At 62.6% G+C, this 17,166-nt stretch carries 17 protein-coding genes; 4 read left to right on the forward strand and 13 right to left on the reverse strand.

The features are described 5' to 3' along the window. Nucleotides 1-25: 25 nt before the first annotated feature. Nucleotides 26-955 carry a 3-dehydrocarnitine:acetyl-CoA trimethylamine transferase CdhC gene (cdhC, locus tag PQR42_RS04955; RefSeq protein ID WP_408493579.1) on the reverse strand — a complete coding sequence of 310 codons (930 nt, stop codon included), beginning with the start codon at nt 953-955 and terminating at the stop codon, nt 26-28. Nucleotides 956-996: 41 nt separating this feature from the next. Continuing rightward, nucleotides 997-1,962 (reverse strand): choline ABC transporter substrate-binding protein, encoded by a 966-nt coding sequence (locus PQR42_RS04960; RefSeq protein ID WP_408493580.1) that lies wholly within the window; start codon nt 1,960-1,962, stop codon nt 997-999. 349 nt (nt 1,963-2,311) lie between these two features. Between PQR42_RS04960 and PQR42_RS04965 the strand changes: the two genes are divergently transcribed. Further along, a complete protein-coding gene (locus PQR42_RS04965) occupies nt 2,312-3,337 on the forward strand; it encodes a GlxA family transcriptional regulator (RefSeq protein WP_408218145.1) in 1,026 nt (341 codons plus the stop codon). Nucleotides 3,338-3,446: 109 nt separating this feature from the next. After that, a complete protein-coding gene (locus PQR42_RS04970) occupies nt 3,447-3,773 on the forward strand; it encodes a DUF4148 domain-containing protein (protein ID WP_132377724.1) in 327 nt (108 codons plus the stop codon). 58 nt (nt 3,774-3,831) lie between these two features. Here the strand turns inward: PQR42_RS04970 and PQR42_RS04975 are convergent, their stop codons facing one another. From PQR42_RS04975 to PQR42_RS04985, 3 genes are read right to left on the reverse strand one after another with little or no spacing between them, the layout of a single operon-like run. Then, complete coding sequence (locus PQR42_RS04975) at nt 3,832-4,311, reverse strand: winged helix-turn-helix transcriptional regulator (protein ID WP_408382800.1); 480 nt, start codon at nt 4,309-4,311, stop codon at nt 3,832-3,834. Further along, the gene (locus PQR42_RS04980) at nt 4,304-4,720 is read right to left on the reverse strand and encodes a DUF934 domain-containing protein (RefSeq protein ID WP_408382801.1); all 417 of its coding nucleotides are present in this window, start codon (nt 4,718-4,720) and stop codon (nt 4,304-4,306) included. Before PQR42_RS04980 ends, PQR42_RS04975 begins: the two co-directional genes overlap by 8 nt. Further along, the gene (locus tag PQR42_RS04985) at nt 4,717-6,507 is read right to left on the reverse strand and encodes a nitrite/sulfite reductase (RefSeq protein ID WP_408382803.1); all 1,791 of its coding nucleotides are present in this window, start codon (nt 6,505-6,507) and stop codon (nt 4,717-4,719) included. The genes PQR42_RS04980 and PQR42_RS04985 overlap by 4 nt, the downstream gene beginning before the upstream one ends. Nucleotides 6,508-6,835: 328 nt before the next feature. Here PQR42_RS04985 and PQR42_RS04990 point away from each other — a divergent pair, with 328 nt between their 5' ends. Next, nucleotides 6,836-7,024 carry a DUF2970 domain-containing protein gene (locus PQR42_RS04990; RefSeq protein ID WP_408218135.1) on the forward strand — a complete coding sequence of 63 codons (189 nt, stop codon included), beginning with the start codon at nt 6,836-6,838 and terminating at the stop codon, nt 7,022-7,024. Between the two features lie 41 nt (nt 7,025-7,065). Here PQR42_RS04990 and PQR42_RS04995 read toward each other — a convergent pair whose 3' ends face one another. From PQR42_RS04995 to PQR42_RS05005, 3 genes are all read right to left on the reverse strand, one after another. After that, complete coding sequence (locus PQR42_RS04995) at nt 7,066-8,481, reverse strand: aminotransferase-like domain-containing protein (protein ID WP_408382805.1); 1,416 nt, start codon at nt 8,479-8,481, stop codon at nt 7,066-7,068. A 221-nt stretch (nt 8,482-8,702) separates the two neighbouring features. Then, complete coding sequence (gene gabD, locus PQR42_RS05000) at nt 8,703-10,163, reverse strand: NADP-dependent succinate-semialdehyde dehydrogenase (protein ID WP_408245436.1); 1,461 nt, start codon at nt 10,161-10,163, stop codon at nt 8,703-8,705. Between the two features lie 10 nt (nt 10,164-10,173). Next, nucleotides 10,174-11,457, reverse strand: coding sequence for a 4-aminobutyrate--2-oxoglutarate transaminase (locus tag PQR42_RS05005; RefSeq protein ID WP_408382807.1), 1,284 nt, complete (start codon nt 11,455-11,457; stop codon nt 10,174-10,176). A gap of 123 nt (nt 11,458-11,580) precedes the next feature. Between PQR42_RS05005 and pdxR the strand changes: the two genes are divergently transcribed. Then, nucleotides 11,581-13,086 (forward strand): MocR-like pyridoxine biosynthesis transcription factor PdxR, encoded by a 1,506-nt coding sequence (gene pdxR / locus PQR42_RS05010; RefSeq protein WP_408218126.1) that lies wholly within the window; start codon nt 11,581-11,583, stop codon nt 13,084-13,086. Nucleotides 13,087-13,113: 27 nt separating this feature from the next. Here pdxR and PQR42_RS05015 read toward each other — a convergent pair whose 3' ends face one another. The 5 genes from PQR42_RS05015 to phnD all read right to left on the reverse strand — a co-directional run bounded on the left by PQR42_RS05015 (nt 13,114) and on the right by phnD (nt 17,162). Beyond that, nucleotides 13,114-13,686, reverse strand: coding sequence for a VapC50 family PIN domain-containing toxin (locus PQR42_RS05015; protein ID WP_408218124.1), 573 nt, complete (start codon nt 13,684-13,686; stop codon nt 13,114-13,116). 3 nt (nt 13,687-13,689) lie between these two features. Beyond that, nucleotides 13,690-14,148 (reverse strand): helix-turn-helix domain-containing protein, encoded by a 459-nt coding sequence (locus PQR42_RS05020; protein ID WP_408218121.1) that lies wholly within the window; start codon nt 14,146-14,148, stop codon nt 13,690-13,692. Between the two features lie 89 nt (nt 14,149-14,237). Further along, on the reverse strand, nt 14,238-15,074 hold the full coding sequence (locus PQR42_RS05025) for an EamA family transporter (protein WP_408382810.1): 837 nt from the start codon (nt 15,072-15,074) through the stop codon (nt 14,238-14,240). A 271-nt stretch (nt 15,075-15,345) separates the two neighbouring features. Continuing rightward, entirely contained in the window at nt 15,346-16,188 is an 843-nt protein-coding gene (phnE, locus tag PQR42_RS05030; protein ID WP_408218116.1) for a phosphonate ABC transporter, permease protein PhnE, read from the reverse strand. Beyond that, on the reverse strand, nt 16,185-17,162 hold the full coding sequence (gene phnD, locus PQR42_RS05035) for a phosphonate ABC transporter substrate-binding protein (protein ID WP_408218114.1): 978 nt from the start codon (nt 17,160-17,162) through the stop codon (nt 16,185-16,187). Before phnD ends, phnE begins: the two co-directional genes overlap by 4 nt. Nucleotides 17,163-17,166 lie beyond the last annotated feature (4 nt).

Here is a 17,166-nt window from a genome sequence, read left to right on the forward strand (position 1 = left end):
CGCGCCGCGCGACTCTCGCGATCGATCAAGCGTACTGTCCCGCCGCGCGCCGCTCCAGTTGACGCTCGCCACGCGCGGGCAGACCGAGCTTGCGGCGTCCTTCAGCGGGCGTCAGCGCGCGAGCGCCGAGCCGCTCGATGATTTCCACCGCGCGTTGCACCAGCGTGCCGTTCGTTGCATGCACACCTTTGTCGAGCCAGATGTTGTCTTCGAGGCCGACGCGCACGTGGCCGCCGAGCAGCATCGCCTGTGCGACCATCGGCATCTGCATGCGGCCGATGCCGAAACCGGCCCATTGCGCGCCGGGCGGCAGGTTATCGGCCATCGCTTTCATGGTCGTGGTGTCGGCGGGCGCGCCCCAGGGAATGCCGAGGCAAATCTGAAACAGCGGCGGCGCGTCGAGCAAACCTTCCTTGAGCAATTGCTTCGCGAACCACAAATGGCCGGTATCGAAGATCTCCAGTTCAGGCTTGACGCCGAGTTCCTGGATGCGCCGCGCGCCGGCCCGTAACTGCGCGGGCGTCGACACATAGATGTAGTCGCCGTCGCCAAAATTGAGCGTGCCGCAATCGAGCGTGCAGATTTCCGGCAGCAGTTCCTCGACATGCGCGAGGCGCGTGAGGCCGCCGACCAGATCCGTGTTCGCGCCGAAGCGCAGCGGGTCTTCGCCGGGACCGATCTCCAGATCGCCGCCCATGCCGGCCGTCAGGTTGATGATCACGTCGGTGCCCGACGAGCGAATGCGGTCGACGACCTCGCGATACAGTTGCGGATCGCGGCTGCCGCGTCCGGTTTTCGGATCGCGCACATGGCAATGCGCAACGGTGGCGCCGGCCTTCGCGGCTTCGATGGCGGCCTCGGCAATCTGCTTCGGCGTGACGGGAATGGCCGGATGCTTGCCGACGGTATCGCCTGCGCCGGTGACCGCGCAGGTCACGATGACTTCATGATTCATGCGAGCTGGTTCCTGTGAATTGAAATGCGCAACGGGCGGGATCAAAGACCCAGATAAGCCCTGACCGCGGGCAAGCCTTCCTTGCCGTCGTACGTCTTCACGCCGGCAAGCCAGGCATCGAGTACTTGCGGGTTTTTCTTCAGATACGCCTTGGCGGCGTCGGCGGGCTTTTCCTTGTTCATGACCGATTGCATCACCACGTTTTCGAGCTGCGTCGAAAAGCGCAGATTGCTGACGAGCTTGCCCGCGTTCGGGCAACGCGTCAGAAAGTCGGGGGACGTCAGCGTGTAAACGCGTGCTTCGCCGTCGTTCGGGCCGAAAACACCGTCGCTGCCGGTGAGGTATTTCATGTCGATCTGGATGTTCATCGGATGAGGTTCCCAACCCAGAAAGACCACCCATTTCTTCTCGCGGATCGCGCGATCGACCGAGACCAGCATGCCCGCTTCACTCGATTCGATCAGCTTGAAACCGCCGAGGCCGAACTGATTGTTGGCGATCATCTTCAGGATCGCCGCGTTCGCGCTGCTGCCGGGCTCGATGCCGTAGATCTTGCCGTCGAGCTGATCGCGGTGTTTGGCGATGTCGGCGAAAGTCTTCAGGCCCGCGTCGTATTCGTAGCTCGGCACCGCGAACGTGGCCTTGGCGCCGGTGAGGTTAGGCGGCTGCAGCACCTGGATCGATTTCAAATCGACGAACGGCGCGATCGCCTTTTCCTGCACCGGCCACCAGTAGCCGAGCGACACGTCGAGCTGTTTGCTCTTCAGTCCCGCGAACGAGATGGGCACGGAGGCGACGGTCGTCACCGGCTGATAGCCGAGTCCTTCGAACACGGTCGACGCGAGCGCGGTCGTCGAGGTGATATCGGTCCAGCCGATGTCGGCGAAATGTACCGCGCGGCAGGCAGCGGGGTCCTGGGCGAAGGCCGGCAGCGCAGTGCCGGCGGCGGCGATGGCGGCCGCGAGGCACGCAAGATGGGCAAGCAGGGCTTTGATGCGTAACTTCATGACGTTCCCTCTTCTGACACGTTTGACAGCGTGTTTCGAACCGGGCCGCTTCGCCTGAGCAAACGACATCAGGCGAAGCGGCCCCCGGACATGCGATACGGCTTGTGTGATGCCTGAACTGCACGAATGACGTAACGTTAATGCCCCATATTCCGACCAAAGCGACCGCCAGCGACCCGTTCTTGCTCCCACGCGACAATGAGGGAAAACCTGCGTCGTTCGCATTGCGATGCAACATCGAGTGAAGCGGGAATTTTGGCGTGCCTTGCCGGCTCGCGTGCTGCTTGCTACGCTCGCCGGGAACCCGCCCGCGCCTGCGTTTTTTGTCTCCTGATCGAGTCTGAGCACGATGCCCGAAGATATGTCGTTCCTGTTGCTGCCGGGCTTTTCGGCGATCGGTTTCATGTCGGCGGTGGAGCCGTTGCGCGTGGCGAACCGCTTTCGTGGCGATCTGTACCGCTGGCGCATTCTGAGTCTCGACGGCGCGCCGGTGGCCGCCAGCAACGGCATTTCGATCAACGCGGATGCCGCCATCGGCGACATCGACGCGGCGCGGACGCTCTTCGTCGTCGCGGGCTTCGAGCCGCTCGCCTGCTACACGCGCGCGCTGGGCGATTGTCTGAAGCGCCTGGAGCGCGCGGGCGCGACGCTCGGTGGCATCGACACCGGCAGCTTCGTGCTCGCGGAAGCCGGGCTGCTCGGCGGCGCGGACAGTGTGACCGTGCACTGGGAAGCGCTGTCGGCATTCCGCGAGCGCTATCCGTCGCTCGATGCGAGCCAGGAGCTGTTCGAAATCGGCGCGCGGCGCATTACGTGCGCGGGCGGTACGGCGTCGATCGACATGATGCTCGACCTGATCGGCCGTGAGCATGGCGCCGCGCTGGCCTCGGCCGTCTCGGAGCAATTCGTGGTGAGCCGTATCCGGCAACGCTCGGACCATCAGCGCATGGAGATCGCGGCGCGCTACGGCGTGCACAATCGCAAGCTGATTCAGGTGATCGGCGTGATGGAACAGCATATGGAAGAGCCGCTCACGCCGGACCAGCTCGCGCAGGAGATCGGCGTGACGCGGCGGCAACTGGAGCGGCTGTTCTGCGCCTCGCTGAAGGACACGCCGACGCATTTCTATCTGCAGTTGCGCCTCACACGTGCGCGCGAGTTGCTGCAACAGACCGACATGTCGATTACGTCGATTTGCGTGGCATGCGGGTTCGAGTCGCCCTCGCATTTTTCGCGGACGTATCGCGCGCGTTTCGGCGCGAGTCCGAGAAGCGACCGGCAAGGGACGGGCGGCCGAAATGCGGGTGAACTGGCGCCATCGCCGGGGCGAAGCCTTGCTTCGGCGCCCCAACTGTCCCGTTTATCGCAACAGTGAATTCGTTGATTCGGGGTTTACCCTATGGACATTGCCTCCTAGACTGTATCCATACGCTGCAGACACGAGTTCGCGGCATGGCAAAAAACAATCTCTGGAGGTAGGTATCATGAAATCCCTGATCGAAGCTGTTGTCATCGCCGCTCTCATTTCGGCTCCGCTCGCCGCTTTTGCTCAATCGAATCAGCCGGTTACGCGTGCTCAAGTGCGCGCCGAACTGATCCAGCTGGAAAAGGCCGGCTATAACCCGGGCACCGCGAACGACGAGGACTATCCGGCGAACATTCAGGCTGCTGAAGCGCGTGTCGCCGCACAAAAGAGCGCTGCTCAGACGAGCGGCTATGGTTCGGCCACCAATGGTTCGTCGCAGGCAGGCGGCCGTTCGGACACCACGAACAGTTCGTACTCGGCTCCGGTTGTTAACTACGGTCGTTAATCGATCGCGTTGTGTGTAGCAGCTGTAGCAGGGCGCTGGATCGTGACATTTCCAGCGCCTATGAAACGGCCTGACACGCGGACTGTCCGATCTTATGGTCATACGCGTGATTACTGGCCTCGATTGTGTCGACAAAACGTTCGGCCCATTGCTTCAACTCGGTGACGATCGGCAGCACGGTGCGAGCGAGCGGACTCAAGCGATACTCGATACGCGCCGGACGCTGGTCGTCAACGTGTCGCTCGACAAGTCCATCTCTCTCCATCGATCTCAGCGTCTGAGAAAGCATTTTGTCGGAGACACCGTCTAATCGACGCCTGATCTCGGCAAAGCGCAGATGCTTGTCCCGCAACGCGATCATTGCCAAAACGGTCCACTTTTGACCGACGCGTGCGAGAGCGAGCCGGGACGGGCAAGCTCCCGAAAATGCATCTGGCGACGATCCGCTATCCCGCGACACAGCTTGTTTTACGCAGTAGTTCCCAGATATCGGAGTGGTTGTAGACACCACCCGCATGTCTCTCGTGCCGTCACTCATCCTCATTCCTGGCATCTGATCGCACAAAGGGCGCGTCGTGAATAACATCGCCCTGATAAAACGCAGGAAAGCGGTCGAGTTGGCGCTGCGCGTCCTCTGGATCGATGCCGTCTTTCAGTACCGCACTTGAGAACCCGGTTCGCTCCATCTGAATCAACTGGTCGACGAGCACGTCGCCTGTTGCCCGCAGATCGCCTTTGAAACCGAGGCGGCGGCGCAGGAGATACGCCTGGCTGTAGGCTCGCCCGTCGGTGAAACTGGGGAAGTGCAATTCCACGCGCGCAGCAGTTGCGATTGCCTCTTTTTGCTCGACCGGGTCCTCATCGTTTGCCAGAGCGAGAACCTGCCGCGACGAGTCCGACGCATGCTCGGGCAAAGTGAGAAGCCTGATACGTGTCGTGCCGTTCATGCCGTTTTCTCCATGAGCGTGCGCACGCGATCCGCGGCTGTCCTGAACGGTTCGATGCCTGCCCGTCGAACCGTTTCGACGAACGACTCGCGCCTCTCGCCAACCGTCACTCGCATGTCGAGGTAAGCGGACAGTAGCGCGTCGATGACCTCGGGCACCTCGATCGCGGAAAACGACGGGCCAATGACCTTGCCAGCTTGCGCGCGGCCACTGGCGCTCGAACCGTCCGAGCCGCCCAACGTCACCTGGTACCATTCCTTGCCATCCTTGTCGACACCGAGGATGCCAATATGCCCGCTATGATGATGGCCGCACGAATTGATGCAGCCGCTGATATGCAGGTCGATTTCACCGATGTCGTTGAGTTCGTCCAGATCCTGATAGCGGTCGGTAATGGCCTCGGCAACCGGAATGGAACGGGCATTGGCGAGCGCACAGAAATCGCCACCCGGGCAGGCGATCATGTCCGTCAGCAAATTCACGTTGGCGCTCGCGAGTCCTGCCGCGCGCGCGGCTTCCCAGAGGGGCAGGAGGTCGTTGACATGCACCCAGGGCAGAACGACATTCTGCGTGTGGGTGACACGCGCTTCGCCCGCGGAGAACCGTTCGGCCAAGTCTGCCACGCGATCGAGTTGTTCCGCCGATGCGTCTCCGGGCGCTTGCAGAAGGCGTTTGAACGAGAGCGTAACAATCCGCAAGCGCTGGCTCCTGTGCGGCGCGACATTGCGCTGGAGCCAGCGTTCGAACTGCGGCGTCTCAAGGGCCGCGGCGTTCGACGTTGCGATCGCTTCAAGGTCGACCGGCGCGTCCACGGAAGGCATTTGGGGTAGAGCGAAGCACGCACTGACGCGCTCGAGTTCGGCCAGCGGAATAGTGTGAGGGCCGCCGTCGTGCTCGACGATCTGGCGGAACTCTTCCTCGACGCCGTCGATATAACGTTGGCCTTCTGCTTTCACCAGGATCTTGATCCGCGCTTTGTACTTATTGTCGCGGCGTCCGTACTGGTTGTAGACGCGCACCACCGCCTCGATGTAATTCATGATGTGCTGCCACGGCAAAAACTCGCGCAGCACGGTGCCGATCACGGGAGTGCGGCCCATCCCGCCGCCAACCGTGACGCGAAATCCAAGTTCGCCCGCCTCGTTACGCAGCAGACGAAGGCCGACGTCATGCCAGTCCGTCGCGGCGCGGTCTTCGCTCGCACCGGTGACCGCGATCTTGAACTTGCGCGGCAAGAAGGCGAACTCGGGATGAAGGGTTGTCCACTGCCGCATGATTTCGGCGAACGGACGCGGGTCGGCAATTTCGTCAGGCGCGACACCCGCGCGTTCGTCACAGGAAATGTTGCGAATGCAGTTGCCGCTCGTCTGAATGCCGTGCATGTCGACGCTGGCGAGCAACTCCATCACGTCCGCGGCCTTTGAGAGCGGAATCCAGTTGAACTGCACGTTGGTGCGTGTCGTGAAATGCGCATAGTTCGTGGGCAAGCGGACGGTGCCGAGCTTGCGCTGCGCTTCGCTGGCAAGGCGATAGACCTCGGCCTCCGGCTCATCGTATTCGCGCGCAATCCGGGCGAGCATGCGCAACTGCCTGCTCGATAACTCTCCGTATGGGATCGCCACGCGCAACATCGGCGCATGCCGTTGCACATACCATCCATTCTGAAGACGCAGTGGACGAAAGTCGTCCTCGCTCAGCTTGCCGGACTGCCAGCGTTCGAGCTGGTCGCGAAACTGCGCAGCGCGGCTGCGCACGAATGATTTGTCAAACTCGGTGTATTGGTACATGGTCCGGTGCGACTGCCGCCCTACATGACGCAGTCTGGCTGAGCGTCGGTTTCGTGGAAGGAGCCGTGGTTGGATCGGCAGCGACACCTGCGATGCCGCGCCCGATCCGGTGGCTTCCAACGAACGATAGAGGCAATGGCGGTCGCTGAAAAGCAGCAGATGCCGCTGAAAACACGCTAGCAGATGGTGAGCGAACCGGCGGCGCGGCGGCCGGGCAGAAGCGGAAGACTGCTGCGCTGGAATTGATCGCAACTGCTACTGTTTTGCATGACCTGACGGGTTCAAACTATCGCGTGAGATACAACAACCCTGCCTCGAAGGTGATGCCATGAACCTCTTGAAGATGACGCGAATCGTACTGTGGAGTTTTTTTGGCATCCGCCGCGGCGCCTCGCACCAGGCCGACATGGCGGGCGTCAAGCTGCCCCTGTTGCCGCTAGTCGCGGTAGTCCTCGCCGCCGGATTCGGCGCGACGCTGTTTGCACTCGCCAGACTTGCGGTCAGCGTGGCGCATTGACGGTTGCGGTACATTCGCAGGAAGAGCGTGTTGAACGCGGTTCATCGGCTCGCCTGCCCGAGCAGCGAGCCCAGCGTTTCGACAGCGCTTTCCGTGCTGTCGCTCCATGGATGACCGAAGTTCAACCGGATATGGTTCCGGAATTCGTGTCGCGCGGAGAAAATAGGACCCGGTGCAATGCTGATGCCGTTCTCTATCGCAAGGCGGTGCAACTGCATCGCGTCGACATGCGACGGTAGCCGTAGCCACAGAAAATAGCCGCCAGACGGCAGCGTCCAATGCGATTCGCCAGGCATGCAGCGGTGCAGCGCAGTGTCCATCGAGGCGAGCTGATTGCGGAACGCACCGCGCAGTTTCCGCAGATGCTTGTCGTACCCGCCATGCTGAAGATAGTCCGCTATGGCCGCCTGGGCGGGGATGCTCGCTGACAACGTGGTCATCAACTTCAGGCGCTGCACCTTCTCCGCAAAACGTCCCGCGGCTACCCATCCAATGCGGTATCCCGGTGCGAGCGTCTTTGAAAATGAACTGCAGTGCATCACCAGCCCCTTCGTGTCGAAAGCGATGGCGGGCAGCGGGTAGGTCGCCGCATGATGCAGTTCGCCATACACGTCATCCTCGATGAGCGGCACGTCATGCCGGGCGAGAAGTTCGACCAGCGCTTTCTTCTTGTCCTGCGACATCGCCGCGCCGGTGGGATTCTGATAGTTGGTCATGAACCAGCATGCGCGGATAGGGTGCTTGTCGAGGGCGTCCGAGAGCGCTTGCAAATCGATGCCTGAAACAGGATCGACTGGAATCTCCACCGCCCGCAGATCGAGGCGCTCGATGGCCTGCAAGGCCGCATAGAAGCCGGGCGACTCGATCGCGACCACGTCGCCCGGCCGCGTGACGGCCATCAAACACAGGTTCAGTGCTTCCAGCGCGCCATTGGTGACGACAAGTTGCTCCATCGGTTGAGCAACGCCCATCCCCATGTAACGCAACGATATCTGGCGACGCAATGGCTCATTGCCCGGCGGAAGATCGACGACGGTGCTCCACGGACTGATCAAACGGCTCGAATGCCCGAGCGACCTGGCAAGACGCTGAAGGGGAAACAGCTGCGGCGACGGAAAGGCCGAGCCGAACGGAACCACGTTGGGATGCTTCGCGGCTTCGAGCACCGAAAAGACAAGATCGCTGATCTCGACTTTGGCGGACTCCAGAGCGACTTGAGGGCGGGGCGCCGGTTGTTGCTCGAGCGCGGCGCCCGGCGCCACATAGTAGCCGGAGCGTTCACGCGCTCGAATCAAGCCCCACTCTTCGAGCAGGTAATAGGCGCGAAACACCGTGGACTGGCTGACGCCATGCTGCGTGGTGAGATGCCGCAAAGATGGCATGCGGGAGCCGACCGGACGGCTGCCCGAGCGAATTTCATCGGCCATGGTGTTGGCCAGCATTTCGAAGCGTTTCATTTAACGGTCGTTATTCGGCTGCGTGCACCGCGGTCAACTGCGCAATTGTGCCAGCAGTTTAACGACAGGACCGGGCAGAATAGGGATCCGTTTGCGTTCCCAGCGCAAGAGCGAGCGTTGCCGCCACACAGCGCGTCTGTTTCCGCCGAGCCAACAAAAAAACGGCCACGCCGGATATGCCGACGTGGCCGTTTCTCACTTTCTCACTTCAAGCTTTGCGTTCAGATCCCGCCGACGCACATGTACTTGATGACCACGTAATCGTCGATGCCGTAATGCGAACCTTCGCGGCCCAGGCCCGATTGCTTGACGCCGCCGAACGGCGCGACTTCGTTCGAGATGAGGCCCGTGTTGATGCCGACCATGCCGTATTCGAGCGCTTCGGCGACACGCCAGACGCGGCCGATATCACGGCTATAGAAGTACGACGCGAGGCCAAACTCGGTGTCGTTGGCGAGGCGGATCACTTCCTCATCCGACGAGAAACGGAACAGCGGCGCGAGCGGCCCGAAGGTTTCATCGCGTGCCACCTTCATGGCCGGCGTGACATCCGCGAGCACGGTCGGCTCGAAGAAACCGTGGCCGAGCGCATGACGTTTGCCGCCGGTGACGATGCGCGCGCCTTTGGCGAGCGCGTCCTCGATATGCGACTCGACCTTGAGCACGGCCGCTTCGTTGATCAGCGGACCTTGCGTGACGCCGTCTTCGGTGCCGCGGCCAACCTTGAGCTGTTCGACGGCGACGCGCAGTTTCTCGGCGAACGCGTCGTAGACCTTGTCATGCACGTAGAAACGATTCGTGCACACGCAGGTCTGGCCGCTATTGCGATACTTCGAGGCAATCGCGCCGGCCACCGCGGCGTCCAGATCCGCGTCGTCGAATACGATGAACGGCGCATTGCCGCCGAGTTCGAGCGACACCTTCTTGACCGTCGGCGCGCACTGCGCCATGAGCAAACGGCCGACCGGCGTCGAGCCGGTGAACGACAGCTTGCGCACGATCGGATTGCCCGTCATTTCCGCGCCGATGGCTTTCGGCTCGCCGGTCACGACGTTGAACACGCCGCGCGGCACGCCCGCGCGTTCAGCCAGCACAGCCAGTGCGAGCGCGGAGAGCGGCGTGGCTTCAGCCGGTTTGACGATGATCGGGCAGCCCGCCGCGAGCGCCGGGCCGACCTTGCGGGTAATCATCGCGGCCGGGAAGTTCCACGGCGTGATGGCCGCGCAGACGCCGATCGGCTCTTTCGTCACGACGATGCGCTTGTCGTTGGCCGGCGTCGGGATGGTGTCGCCGTTCACGCGCTTGCCTTCTTCCGCGAACCATTCGAGGAACGACGCGGCGTACTGGATTTCGCCCTTGGCTTCGGCGAGCGGCTTGCCCTGTTCCGTGGTGAGGATCTTCGCCAGATCGTCGGCGTTCTCCATCATCAGGTCATGCCATTTGCGCAGGATCACGGCACGCTGCTTCGCGGTCGTGGCGCGCCATGCGGGCCACGCCGCATTAGCCGTGTCGATGGCGCGGCGGGTTTCCGCCGTGCCCATGCGCGGCACCGTCGCGATCGTTTCGCCCGTGGCGGGGTTCTTCACTTCGAAGGTCGTCCCGTCGTCGGCGCCTTGCCATTCGCCCGCGATGTAGGCGTGGCTCTTTAGAAGCGACGGGTCTTTCAAGCTCAACGTGGTCATGTGGTTTTCCTTAGGCCGCGACGGTGACGCTGTCCTTGATCACGTCTTCGAGAATCGCCATGGCTTCGTCGAAGACCGAGTCCTGAATCGTGAGCGGGAACAGGAAGCGCACGACGTTCGAATAGACGCCGCACACCAGCAGCAGCAAGCCGCGTTCGAGTGCGCGCGTCTGCACGCGCTTGGTGAACTCCGCGTCCGGCTCCGTGCCGCCTGCCTTGCAGAACTCGACGGCGACCATGCCGCCGGGGCCGCGCACATCGGCGATTTGCGGCACGTCGCTTTGCAGCGCGATCAGCTTGGCCTTGACGCGGTCACCCAGCACCGTGGCGCGCTCGCAGAGCTTCTCTTCGTCGATGATATCGAGCACCGCGTGCGCGGCGGCAACCGCCAGAGGATTGCCCGCATACGTGCCGCCGAGGCCGCCAGGCGCTGCGGCGTCCATCACCTCCGCGCGGCCGATCACGCCCGACAGCGGCATGCCGCCGGCGAGACTCTTGGCGACCGTCATCAGATCGGGCACCACGTCGTAGTGATGCATGGCGAACAGCTTGCCGGTGCGCGCAAAACCCGTTTGGACTTCGTCGGCGATCAGCAGAATGCCGTGCTCGTTGCACAGCTTGCGCAGGGCGCGCACGAATTCGGCCGGCGCCGGATAGAAGCCGCCTTCGCCCTGAACCGGTTCGAAAATGATCGCGGCGACGCGCTTCGGATCGATGTCGGCCTTGAACAGGAATTCGATGGCCTTCAGCGAGTCGGCCGTGGTCACGCCGTGCAGCGGATTTGGGAACGGCGCATGGAACACGTCCGAGGGGAACGGGCCAAAGCCGATCTTGTACGGCGCGACCTTGCCGGTCAGCGCCATGCCCATCAACGTGCGGCCGTGGAAACCGCCGGTGAAGGCAATCACGCCCGGACGGCCGGTCGCGGCGCGGGCGATCTTGATCGCGTTTTCGACGGCTTCGGCGCCGGTCGTGAAGAACGCGGTTTTCTTCGGATGGTCGCCCGGCGCGCGCTCGTTGAGCTTTTCAGCCAGTTCGACATACGACGCGTACGGCACGATCTGATACGCCGTGTGGGTGAAATGATCCAACTGGTCGCGGATCGCGGCGAGGATCTTCGGATGGCGGTGGCCGGTGTTGCACACGGCGATACCGGCCGCGAAGTCGATGAAACGGCGGCCCTCGACGTCCCACAGTTCCGCATTCTCAGCGCGCTCGGCGTAGAAATCGCACATCACCCCGACGCCGCGCGGCGTGGCGGCGTCTTTACGGCTCTTCAGTTCTGCGTTCTTCATAGTCATCTCCTTCGCTCCTCGGTTTTTGCGGACGCCGCGCGCTCAGCGCAGCACATGCAGCGACTATAATGAGATTTGGCTCTTAACTTCAGAGCCATTTCAATAAAAATGTAGGAGCCAATCATGCGCGCGAGCGTTTTGTCCGACTGGCTGGCCCAGCGCCTCGACCGGGGCAACGGTCAGCCGATCTATCGTCAGCTGCATCGGCTGTTGCAGCAGGCGATCCTGTCGCGCGAATTGCCGCCGGGCAGCAAGGTGCCGTCGTCGCGGTTGCTGGCGCAGGAGTTGGGCATTGGGCGCAACACCGTCACGCAGGTGTACGAGCAACTCGTACTCGAAGGTTATGTCAGTTCGGCGACCGGGCGCGGCACGTTCGTCGCCGACAGTGCGCCGGACGAGATCGTCGGCGTGCCCGACGCCGAGGCGCCCGCCGCGCGCCCCGAGCCGGCGCCGTTGCAGGCGCGGCGCGCGCTGTCCACGCGCGGCGCGCGGTTGATCGCGGGTGCGGGCGTGTCCAAGCGGCAGTGGGGCGCGTTCATGCCCGGCGTGCCGGACGTGACGAAGTTTCCGGCGCGCGTCTGGAGCCGCCTGCACAACAAGTATTGGCGCCGACTGCGCCCGGACCTGCTGACGTACGCGCCGGGCGGCGGCCTGGCTTCGCTGCGGCACGCGCTGGCCGACTATCTGCGCACTTCGCGCTCGGTGCGCTGCACGCCGGAGCAGATCATCATCACGACCGGGATTCACCAGTCGGTCGACCTTGCCGTGCGCCTGCTGTCCGATCCGGGCGACGTGATCTGGACCGAAGACCCCTGTTATTGGGGTGTGCGCAGCGTGCTGCACGTGTCCGGCCTGGAATCGCGGCCGATACCCGTCGACGAGGAAGGGATCAATCCTTCCGCCGACGACCTCGCGCAGCCGCCGAAGCTGATGCTCGTCACGCCTTCGCACCAATATCCGCTCGGCATGGTGATGAGCCTCGCGCGGCGGCGCATGTTGCTCGAATACGCGCGGCAGAACCAGTGCTGGATCATCGAGGACGACTACGACAGCGAATACCGCTATGGCAGCCGGCCGTTGGCGTCGCTGCAAGGTCTGGATACGTCGGGGCAGGTGATTTATGTGGGCAGCTTCGGCAAGACGCTGTTTCCGGGGTTGCGCATCGGCTACCTCGTCGTGCCGGAAGCGCTGGCGGAGAGCTTTGCCACCGCGAGCGCCGAGTTGTATCGCGAGGGGCAGTTGCTGCAGCAGGCGATGCTCGCGGAGTTCATCGCCGAAGGGCATTTCACCTCGCATATCCGCAAGATGCGCACGCTCTACGGACAGCGCCGTCAGACGTTGCTCGACGCCGCGGCGCAGCGTTATGGCGACGCCTTGCCGGCGGTGGGCGGCGACGCCGGTTTGCATCTCGTGATGCAGTTGCCCGATGGAAGCGACGATCGGCGGGTGGCGGCTGCCGCGCTGGAGCGCAATATCGTCGTGCGACCGTTGTCGGGGTATTACGCGCAGCCGGCGCTGGCGCCGTCGGGCTTGCTGATCGGCTACGCGTGCGTGCCGGATGAGGAGATCGCGCCGGCTTTCAACACGCTGGCTGATGCGATCGATGCGACGTTACCGGAGTTTGCGTGAGGGTGGGCCGCGCCAGGCGCCTTCGTTTCAGATCGCGATGCTGTAGGGGCGAACAGCCTTAACGGTTTGCGTGAGACCGATTCTGGCCAGGGTGTCGAGGTACTCGTCGACGGACCTCGGTGGGTTTTTCAATGACTTTCTGTGCTCGGCCATCGCTTCGAGCACTCTCGCCTGGTTGAGGTCGAACAGATCGGCAATGAAGTCGTCCGGGTGTTGTGCGGCCACGTTAAAAGTGCGCAAGGCCGCAGCCGGAAAGTCCTTCAGGTTGAACGTGACGATGAGCTCAGCACCGCAATGGACCGCAGCAGCAACGACGTGTGCATCGTTGGGATCCGGCAAGTCGATGGCCGGTATCAGGTGCTCGAAGTTTTCGACCAATGCGTCGCGTACATGGGCGTCCATGAGTTCGCGGACGCGATAGATTCTCTCGCGATCCAGGTCCGGACGGTTCGCGATCAGATTGCGTACCCATTCGTCATGAATAGCCCGCGTCCAGCGCGCCCGATACAGATCGGTGAGCGCCAGACGCATCAGCAGATTACGTAATGGTTGGGAGTACAGAACGCAGGCGTCGTAGACAGCGGTGAAATGTGACGACATCGGTTATTCCAGACCCATGTCCTGTGACAATGCCGCGAGTTCGTCGAGCGCCTTGCGTCGGTCGGCGTCGATCCGATTCTTGTAGGCCATCACGTCTTCATACCGCACCCGCCGGTGAGTGTTCACCTTGCGGAACGGTATCTCTTTCTTCTCCAGCAACTGCACGAAGTAGGGCCGCGAAACATTCAGCAGATCGGCTGCTTCCTGCGTGGTCAGTTCGGCATGAATCGGGATGATGGAGACGGCGTTACCTTGACCGATCTCCGTCAGCACGTCGACCATCAGACGCACGACCGAAGTCGGCAATTCGACGGTGCGCGTTTGCCCCCTGTCGTCCTTGAAGTCGAACTGTTGCGTCTCGGCGCGGCTGGACAGCACCACCGACAGGTTCCGGCTGGAGGTGCGGGCAAGCTCGGCCTCCTGTTCGGACGGCAGCGGCGTGGGATGGATGGTGGTGTTCATGGCGCGATTCGACTCCTTCGATCTGGCCATTCTAAATCGAAATAAACGAAATCGCAATAAACGAAACAAGATGAGGGGTGAACTGACCGTCAAACCCGTATCAACACCGCCCCCAGCGTCACCAGCGCGCACGCAACGATTCGCCGCGTGGTCAGCTTCTCCCGCATGAACAGCCAGCCGATCACCACCGCGAAGATCGAGCTCATCTCGCGGAGCGCGGAGACCATCGCAATCGGCAGATAGCGGTAGGCCTCGATGATCAGGCAGTAGGCGCTCAACGCAAGCACGCCCGCCGCCATGCCTTTGAGCACCACCGCGCGGCCGATGAACAACCCTTTGGCGCCGCCGCGCCAATGCCAGGCGAGCAGAAACTGCGGGATATTCCAGATCAGGTAGACCCACATGACGTAGCTCATGCCATTGCCCGCCAGGCGCGCGCCGATTCCGTCGACCACCGAATACGCCGAGATGAAAAAGCCGGTGAGGAGCGCAAAGGGCACGCTCTCGCCCGAAAAGCGCATGCCGCGGCGAAACGCCAGCGAGACAATGCCGATCGACACCAACGCCACACCGATCGCCGCCAGCGGCTTGAGCGCTTCATGCGCGAAGACCAGTGCGCCGGCGAACACGAGCATCGGCGAAAGGCCGCGCGCGATCGGATAGATCTGCCCGAAGTCGCCGCTTTTGTAGGCGCGAATCAGCGCCAGCAGATAGCCGAATTCCAGCGCCACCGATGCAACGATGTACGGCCACGCCGCCGGCGCCGGCATGGGCAGCACGACCACGCCGACCGCGCTCACGGCGATATACGGAATCGCCATCATGCCGAGCAGCCAGACGCGATCTTCGGAAAGATGTAGAAACGCGTTCCACGTAGCGTGAAGCAGCGCGGAGAGCAGCACCAGCAGAACGACAAAGGTTTCCATCGAAGACCAGGGGAGAGGAGAAGCGAAGGCCTGCGGGCGGGCCATGAGCCCGTGATTATTCCAGCAGAACGCCGGAATAGAGGAGTGGACGATTCGATCGAAGGGGTTTTATTTGGAAAATTGAGGCGATTTGTGGCGTCAAAAAGACGCTGCAAAGACGGGTTAAACCCCGCGCATGCAGGTTGAGACGCAGCGCGCGACGGCGCGCGGCGGAAAAGCTGACGAAGCCGCGCATCGCCAAACTTCCCACCGAGCCGTCAGGTCGCCAACTTCAGGTCACGCGCTCGCGCAGCCACGCGGACGCGAGGTCGATCACCGTCACGACCACGATCACCATGATCATCACCGCGGCCGTCTGCGCATAGTTGAACGAGCGGATCGCTTCGTACAACACCACGCCGATACCGCCCGCGCCGACCATACCGACCACCATCGCCGAGCGCACGTTCGATTCGAAGCGATATAGCGCGTACGAGATCCACAACGGCAGCACTTGCGGCAGCACGCCGTAAATGATTTCGTCGAGACTGGTGGCGCCGGTGGCGCGCACGCCTTCGGCCGGACGTGGATCGATGGCCTCGACCGCTTCGGCGAACAGCTTGGCGAGCACGCCGGTGGTGTGCACCCACAGCGCCAGCACGCCGGCAAAAGGACCGAGCCCGACCGCCACGATGAACAGCATGGCGAAGACCATCTCATTGATCGCGCGGCACGCGTCCATCAGGCGGCGCATGGGCTGCACGATCCACATCGGCGCCATGTTGTGAGCGGACATCAGTCCGCACGGCACCGCGCACACGAGCGAGAGAGCGGTGCCCCACACGGCCACCGAAAGCGTCACGACCATCTCGTGCAGATAGCTGCGCCATTCGGTGAAGTCGGGCGGAAAGAAGTCCTTGGCGAACTGGCCCATGTTGCCGGAGTCAGTGAGCAGATCCAGCGGACGCATGTCGGCGCTGTGCCATGCGCCGCCCAACACGGCAAGCAGCGCGATCCAGCCGAGCAGCGACAGCCAGCTACGCTTGCCGGCGGCAGGCGCGGGAAGACGCGCCGCCTGGGCGTCGAGCGCGTCGCTCGCACGCGCCGGCGACGTGATCAGATCGACCGTGTTCATTGCTTCGATTGCGCGGTGTTCAGCGCGCTCAGCTTCGCGTCGAGTGCGGCCAACTGGGTCTTGCGATCGTCATCGGAGAGATGCGCGTCGCTCTCGATCTTCTGCTTCTGCTGGTACAAGGCGACCTGACGGATCGGCAGCAACTGCGCGTCCGACGATGCCGCGAAGCCGCTGTAACCGGTAATCGCCGCCATCACCGCTTTTTCGTGCGGATCGGTCTTCGCGTAGTTCAGGAAGAAGTTGCGCAGCTTGTCCTTGGTGGCTTGCGGCAGATCCTTGCGCCACACCAGCGGATCCGACGGAATCAGCGGCGACTTCCACAGCACGCGCACTTGCGCGAACTTGTCCGGGTGCTCTTTCTTCAGCGTGTCGAGCATCTCGGTGTTGTTGGTCGCGATGTCGATCTTGTTGTTCACGACAGCCAGCAGATTCGCTTCGTGGCTCGACGGCAGCACGGTCTTGAACGAAGTGTTGACCGGCGTGTTGTGCTTGGCGAACAGATAGTAGCCGGGAATCAGCGTGCCCGAGGTCGAGTTCGGATCGCCGAAACCGAGCGTGACGTCCTTCGTGTTCTTGAACACGTCGTCGAGCGTCTTGAAACGGCTGTTCACGTTCGTGATCAGCACCGAGTAGTAACCGGCATCGCCGTTCGCATACTGGATCTTCGCGAACACTTCGCCTTGCGAGCGGTCCACCGCCTCGATCGCCGACGCATTGCCGAAATAGCCGACCTGTACCTTGTTAAAGCGCATGCCTTCGATGATGCCGGCGTAGTCCGTCGCGAAGAACGCCTTGACGTTCAGGCCGGTCTGCTTGTTCATGTCCTGAATCAGCGGTTCCCAGCGCTGTTTCAGCACGGAGGACGAATCGGTCGAAATGATGCCGAGGTTGAGGTCCTCGGCTTGCGCGGTGGCGACAGCAGCAAGAGCGGCCGCGCCGACGGCCAGCGTGATCAATGAACGCAGGAATTTCATTGTT

It is taken from the genome of Paraburkholderia sediminicola (genome assembly GCF_046027355.1).
Lineage (GTDB): Bacteria > Pseudomonadota > Gammaproteobacteria > Burkholderiales > Burkholderiaceae > Paraburkholderia > Paraburkholderia sediminicola_B.